This is a genomic window from Streptomyces sp. NPDC051172 (assembly GCF_040682555.1).
Classification (GTDB): domain Bacteria; phylum Actinomycetota; class Actinomycetes; order Streptomycetales; family Streptomycetaceae; genus Streptomyces.
Genome location: NZ_JBFBBE010000234.1, coordinates 1 through 6,198 on the forward strand (window position 1 = coordinate 1; position 6,198 = coordinate 6,198).

4 protein-coding genes and 1 pseudogene are annotated in these 6,198 nt (G+C 69.1%); 1 reads left to right on the top strand and 4 read right to left on the bottom strand.

Annotation, left to right across the window (positions count from 1 at the left end; translation table 11 throughout):
- Window positions 1-767 precede the first annotated feature (767 nt).
- Window positions 768-1,609, top strand: a pseudogene (locus AB0N07_RS49400) (IS5 family transposase).
- 12 nt (window positions 1,610-1,621) lie between these two features.
- Here the strand turns inward: AB0N07_RS49400 and AB0N07_RS49405 are convergent.
- The 4 genes from AB0N07_RS49405 to AB0N07_RS49420 form a co-directional block, all read right to left on the bottom strand.
- Window positions 1,622-1,867, bottom strand: coding sequence for a nucleotidyltransferase domain-containing protein (locus AB0N07_RS49405; RefSeq protein WP_365847343.1), 246 nt, complete (start codon window positions 1,865-1,867; stop codon window positions 1,622-1,624).
- 234 nt (window positions 1,868-2,101) lie between these two features.
- Complete coding sequence (locus AB0N07_RS49410; RefSeq protein ID WP_365847345.1) at window positions 2,102-3,475, bottom strand: DUF317 domain-containing protein; 1,374 nt, start codon at window positions 3,473-3,475, stop codon at window positions 2,102-2,104.
- Window positions 3,476-3,542: 67 nt separating this feature from the next.
- Window positions 3,543-4,667: a DnaB-like helicase N-terminal domain-containing protein gene (locus AB0N07_RS49415; RefSeq protein ID WP_365847347.1), complete on the bottom strand. Its 1,125-nt coding sequence runs from the start codon at window positions 4,665-4,667 to the stop codon at window positions 3,543-3,545.
- Window positions 4,667-5,941 carry a DNA cytosine methyltransferase gene (locus tag AB0N07_RS49420; protein ID WP_365847348.1) on the bottom strand — a complete coding sequence of 425 codons (1,275 nt, stop codon included), beginning with the start codon at window positions 5,939-5,941 and terminating at the stop codon, window positions 4,667-4,669. Before AB0N07_RS49420 ends, AB0N07_RS49415 begins: the two co-directional genes overlap by 1 nt.
- Between the last annotated feature and the right edge of the window lie 257 nt (window positions 5,942-6,198).

Here is a 6,198-nt window from a genome sequence, read left to right on the forward strand (position 1 = left end):
CCTTGCCTCGACAACAAGTTGATCTATCAGGACGTCCCGTTGCGTCATTCACCCGGGCTTGACCTGCGGCTCAAGACTCAAACGCAACGGTGTTGGGATGGACATCCGCTCTCCCGGTGCAGGCAGGTCAGGGACAAGGCCACGAAATGGAGCCTTGATCGTCATAGCCGCACACAGCCCATGTGGGATGCAGGCGACACAAAGATCACCTGGACGAGGCGCCGCCGAATGAACGATCAGCAAGCCGACATGTCCGTCCCCGTACATGGCCGCGGGTGACGGCGGTCATGACAAGCGAACGAAATGGCCGTTGACACGCAGGCCAGGCGCGGTGGCGGGCTGGTCCAGCGTGGAGGGGGCGGTTTGCGCCAGGCGCTGTCCCTGCCGAGAACTCCGTCCGTGCAGTTCAGGACGTATGCCAGTACTCGTGGAGGGTGCCGCCGAGGTGGTCACGTCGGCGTATGTCGAGGTGGGTGAGCTGCTCCGAATCGGTGATCGGTGGGGGCAAGGCGTGCAGTGGTCGGGCGCCTGTGAGAGGACGTTCGCGTCGTATATGCGTTGGTTCGGGACGGTTCAAGGCTGCCGGGATTGCGGCATACAGGCGAAACGGGTGGTATGGGACCGTGGTCGCGCCGGGGGTGATCTCGCTTTTCGTACTGATTCAGGCCGATAGCTCCTGTCCGGTTCGAATACCCGGCGGAAGACGGCTTTTGCCTCGCTCGATCGAGCGATATGCCCGGGTAGGGACGTCGTGCATGAGTATCCCTATGACCTCTTCGCAGCAGCGCCTGCCGTACTTGAGTGATCTCTCCGATGCCCGCTGGGCATTGATGGAGCCGACCTTGACGGCCTGGCGGGCCGAGCGCCAGAAGACCTCGCTCAACCTCGGCGGCAAGGTCACTGACCTGCGGGAAGTCATGAACGCGATCCTCTTTCTCAACCGGACCGGCGTCCCCTGGCGCTACCTGCCCCACGACTTCCCGCCGCACACCACGGTGTTCGGCTACTTCAGCGCCTGGACCGCCGACGGCACCATCGAGAAACTCGGGCTCCACCTGCACCGGATGGTCCGTGAGCAGGCGGGACGCACTGCCGAGCCCACCGCCTGCGTGATCGATGCGCAGAGCGTCAAGACCGCCACCAGCGTGCCCATCGGCACCCAGGGAACCGACGCCGGCAAGAAGATCGTCGGAAACGCAGCATTGTCGTCGACACCCTCGGCCTGTTACTGCTGGTCATCGTGACCGCCGCCAGCGTCTCCGACAACGAGGCCGGCAAGCAACTCCTCACCCGGCTCGCCACCGACCACCCCGCGATCACCAAGGCATGGGTCGACACCGGCTACAAGATCCAGGCCATCGAGCACGGCGCCACCCTCGGCATCGACGTCGACGTAGTCCCGCGAAACGAGCAGGTCAAAGGCTTCTCCGTGATCCCCAGGCGTTGGGTCGTGGAGCGAAGTTTCGGATGGATCATGATGCACCGCCGCCTCGCCCGCGACTACGAGACCAAACCCGCACACTCCGAGAGCATGATCCGCATCGCAATGATCTCGAACCTCGCGAAACGAGCAACCGGCGAAACACCCATAACCTGGCACAATCCATGAACTATCCGGTTTTCAACCGGAACGTCCTCTCATGTCCGCCATGGGGTCCCGGCCGTAGATGATGGCGCCGACGACATCTTCGGTGAACGCGGTGTCGGTGTGGTGGACCACCGCCACATCGAGGTCTCCCGGCTCAAGTGCGCCTCGGGCGTACGAACCGAAGATGTAGACCTCGTCCACGAGGTCGAGGGGGCGGGCGCCTTCCTCGAGCCTGTCGAGCATCTCGTGAAGCAGTTCCGTTGCCCGCTCGCGCTTCATTGAGGCTCCCTTTGCTGTGCACGGCCGCTGGTTCGACCCTATGGGCCAGGGGCTCTGGCGAGAGTGCGCTGAAGAGGGAATCCAGGAGCCTTCCAGCCCTCCGGGCTGGCGGGGCGGGGCCGGGCACCGGCGTTCAGTGCAGCGCAAGCCTGTGCGGAGGCGCAGATGGACGGCACGGTGCGGGTGGCTCCGAGGCGTCCCCGCGCCCGCCTTGGCCATGGCGGTGTTCGCCGGTCAGCGCGGCTGGCCGGCCTGGAGTTGCGGGCCGGGTGGCACGGTGGCGAGGCGCACTGTGGTGGGCTGGGGCGGTTGCTGGAGCGTGCCGGGACTTTGGTGGCGGCGGGTGCCGGTGCCGTATGCGAGTTCTTCGGCGAGGTCGGCGAGGAGGCCGGCCGGGGTGTAGACGGAGGCGCGGATGGCCCATGTGGGCTGGTTGATGCTGGGGCCGGACCAGATGGTCCAGGTGTCGAGGGGCTGGTGGGGCGTGTTGGCGGCGAAGGCGTCGAACTGCACGCCCACGTCGCTTGCCTGGGTTTGCCAGCACCGGCGGTGTCCGTCCAGGGTGGGTGTCCAGCCTGCGTCGGCGAGGGGGCGGGTGGCCTGGGCGACGGTCTTGTCGGTGAGGGGGGTTCCGAGCGCGGTCTCCCAGGCATCTCCGTGGCTGAGGGCGGTGAGCAGGGTGTCCAGGATGGGTTGGGGGGTGGCGGGCGTGATGGTCATGTGCCACATGCGGTCGCTGACCGGACTCTCGTAGGCGGCGATGGTCCACTGCGCGTCCCGGGCGTGGGCTTCGTGGTCGAAGAGGATGCGTAGGGTGAGCGATTCGTGGGTGGCGACGGTGGTGTTGTCGTCCCAGGTGTTGTAGCGCTCCCAGTCGCCGTTGTCGGTGAGGAAAGTGTTGAGGGCGGCTTCGTGGTTGCCGGGGTCGGCGGCGTGGGCGGGCATGATCTCCGGTTCGGGGTTGGGTGGTTCGGGCTCGACGGGCGGTGTGCCGAGGGAGGTGCGGGCCTGGGCGGCTTCGCGTTCGGTGTCGGTCAGCGGTGCGGGGCCGGGACGCATGGTGTCGGCGTGGAGGCGTTCGAAGGCCGTCAGCGCCTGGGCGGGCGAGTCGAAACTGTCGGCGATCTGCCGCAGGCGGTCTTCGCCGTGGAGGTAGACGCTCTTGCCGCTGTCGAGGTAGGTGCCGATGGCGACGGTGGTGTGGCCGTCCTCGGCGTGGGCGTGGATGAGGAGCCGCCCGTGGCGGATGTCGTCGTAGATCTTCTGGGCGTTGTTGGAGATTTCACGGATTTCCTGGCGGGTGCACCAGGGCGTGGGGTGGCTGGCCCAGGTCCATTCCTCGTCGATGGCTTCGCGGAGCCGGTCGGTGATCTGCGTGGTGATGCCCTGGGCGGCCAGGGCCCGGGCGGCCGTCTCGGCCCAGTGCGGTTCCTCGCGGTCGATGCGGGCCAGGACCAGGGTGTGGTCGTCGAGGGTTTCGAAGCCGTGCGCGGTCAGCACGGGGCGGGCCAGGTCCTGCCGGGTGCCGGTGAGGATGGCGGTCACGGCGCTTGTGTGGGTGGGGTGGGCATCGAGGCGGACGTGCGCGTCGGTGGAGGGCGGCGTCACGAAAAGTGGGGTGCTCTCTCGTGCCGGTGGCCGGAGTGGGGAGGTCAGGTCACCGGCGGGTTCGGGGTCAGCGGGACAGGCGTGCGGCGGGCGGGGCCGTGGCCGGCGGCGGGCCGGCCCGGGGCGCGGCCGTGGCACTGGCGCGCGCGGGTCTGGTCGCCGGCACCGGGGAGGTGGCGTGGCGCCAGCGGGTGCGCAGGGTGTTCAGGTCGGCCAGGGCGCGGCGGCTGCCGGTGATGAGCTGGTGGGGGGTGTTGGCGAGGTCGTCGGTGTAGGCGGTGATCCGTGTCGCGACTGTGTGGGCGCGGGCGAGGAGAGCACGCCGAAGGATGTTCTCGCCCCAGTATTCGGGGGAGCCCGCGGGCGTGGACACCAGGGCCATCAGGTCGCGGGAGGTGAGGGCGTGGGTGATCAGTCCGCGGATCTGGGCCTCGCCAAGGACGGTGACGGGGTCGACCATGTCGCCGCGGTGGACCAGCGCCGTCACACATTGCCACAACGCGGCGTGCAGTGGCGAGATGAAGTCCTCCGCCGCCAGCCACCGCATCTGCTGGACCTCGGCCGGGTAAGCGGTGGCCGTGGCGAGCAGGAGGCGTTCCTCGTCGAGGTCTTCGGCGCTGCCGTGTCGTGCGACGGTGGTGGCGGCTTGTGTGCGGGGGAGGGAGCCGGGGTGCGGGGCGAACTGGCCGGCGAGGTCGTCCAGGACGCGGGCGAGGGCGTCGGCCTGGACGAGGGTCGCGGCGGCGGGGTCCGGCCCGGTGGCGTCGGTGGCGGTGTGGGCGAGGCGTTCGGCGTGCAGGCGCAGGGTGCGGCGGGCGTAGTCGGCGCGGATCATCCGGGCGTACGCGGCGGCGTGCTTGGGCTGCGGGCAGAACTGGATGAGGCCGTGGATGTAGGAGGCACTCAGGCCGCGGGCGTGGGGCCGGGCGTGCTCCAGCACCTTGTTGAGCCAGGCGGTGTCCTTTGCGTGGGCGGCGGGGTCGGGCGCCGGGAGGGCGCGGATCGCGGTGAAGAGGGTGGCGTGGCTGTGGTTGTCGAAGTGGCCAGCGGTCAGGGTTCCGGTGTCGGCCAGGCGCCGGGGTTCGAGGAGGAGGGCGCCGAGGAGGGCCTGTTCGGCGTAGTACACCGGCTTGGGGGCCCGCACGCGGTCCAGATCGTCATAGTCCTCGGTGGTGTCAGGGGTGTCGGGCATCAGGCGGCGAGAGTGAAGTCATCAGGATTGACAGGCTGGTTGAGGTGCGGGGCGAGCAGGTGGGCTGCCAGACGCGGAGGCACGGCGTTGCCGATCTGGGAGAACTGCTGGCCCTTGTTGCCCTGCCAGGGGTAGTCGGCGGGAAAACTCTGCAGGATGCCCGCTTCGCGGGCGGTGATCCTGATCGGATCCGGCACGGGCTGCTCCTCGTCCTCCACACTGCTGGCGGTGGTGTCGGCGACCCAGGTGCACTCGTTGGCCCGGTGACCGAAGAACAGAGTTCCGGCAGGCTCGGACAACGGTCGGACGGTGGCGTTGGCCTGGTTGTTGCTGCGCAGCGACCACGCCCAGCGGCGGGCATCAGGGGTGAACGCGGGGGCCGCATCCTCGGACGATCGGTCCTCGCGGGTGCCGTGACCCGCGGCCTCGCCGGAGGTTTCGCGGCGGAAGGCAGTGACGACGTCGGTGTCGCTACGCGGCGACCAGGTGCCGCGGGCGCGGGCGTCGGAGAGGGTCTTGCGGGAGCCAGAAGGGAAGGGCTCGGGGCCGCCACCTGGCCCACCGCCGGCACACACGGTGGGCACGGGCCGGTCGGTGGCGCCCCAGCCGAGGGCCTCGGCCATGGACACCCAACGGGCGCGGCCCGGCCCGAACAGGCTCTCCGGCTCGGCATGTTGGGCGTGTGTGGGCGGCGGGGGCTCGGCGGTGCGTACACGGGAGGCGAGCAGGATCGCCCGCCGCCGTGTTTGCGGAACGCCGTAATCGGCCGCGTTGAGGACACCGGTCCACACCGAGAATCCCCAGGCGCGCAGGACAGCCGCGTACTGCCGCCACAGGGGTAGGACGTCGGGCACCTCTTCCATCGCCACCCACTCGGGCTGGCCGACGGAGTTCAGGGCGTGCAGGTAGCGCATGGGCTCGGCAGCGAGCAGCGACCGCTCGTCCCGGCAGGCCGTCAGCAGCGCTTCGCGGGTGTCGTGGCCGGCGGCGAGGTCGGCGACGGCCTGGTGGACGAGCGGCTGGTCGAGGAGGCCGAGGCGCTTGCCGGCCATCGACCACGCCTGGCAGGGCGGGCTGGCGATGAGCCCGGTGGTCTTCCCGAGAAACGGCCCTACCGGGTACATCGCCACGTCGGTCCGGATCGTCAACTGCCCTTGCGCGGCACGGGTCTTGCAGGCCCACTCGTCCCATTCCAGGCCGATGTCCCGCACGCCGAGCATGGCTAGTGCGTGGCTCCAGCCGCCGGGCCCCGAAAATAGATCGAGCACTATCATGTGGCCAGCCCGAAGTCGCCCTGTGTGGCTGCGATTTCGCCTCGGCAGGTCCAAGGAGAGCACCCGTCGGTTACGCCCTCTTCCAGTTGCTGCGTGGCTTCTTCGGCGTCGAGTTCCTGCTGGAGCGCGGCCCATTCGGCGGCGGTGACGTGGTCGATCGGGGGTGACTGCTCAGGTCGTTGATTACGCGTGAGCGGGTGGCAGCCAGGGGTTTCCGGCGAAGAGGTCGCGGAGCACGGTCAGGGGGTTGAGGTCGT

Bases quoted from the DNA above. Each gene is read 5' to 3' on its own strand.
- AB0N07_RS49405 (WP_365847343.1), bottom strand. From the start codon at position 1,867: ATGAAGCGCGAGCGGGCAACGGAACTGCTTCACGAGATGCTCGACAGG.
- AB0N07_RS49420 (WP_365847348.1), bottom strand. From the start codon at position 5,941: ATGATAGTGCTCGATCTATTTTCGGGGCCCGGCGGCTGGAGCCACGCA.
- AB0N07_RS49415 (WP_365847347.1), bottom strand. From the start codon at position 4,667: ATGCCCGACACCCCTGACACCACCGAGGACTATGACGATCTGGACCGC.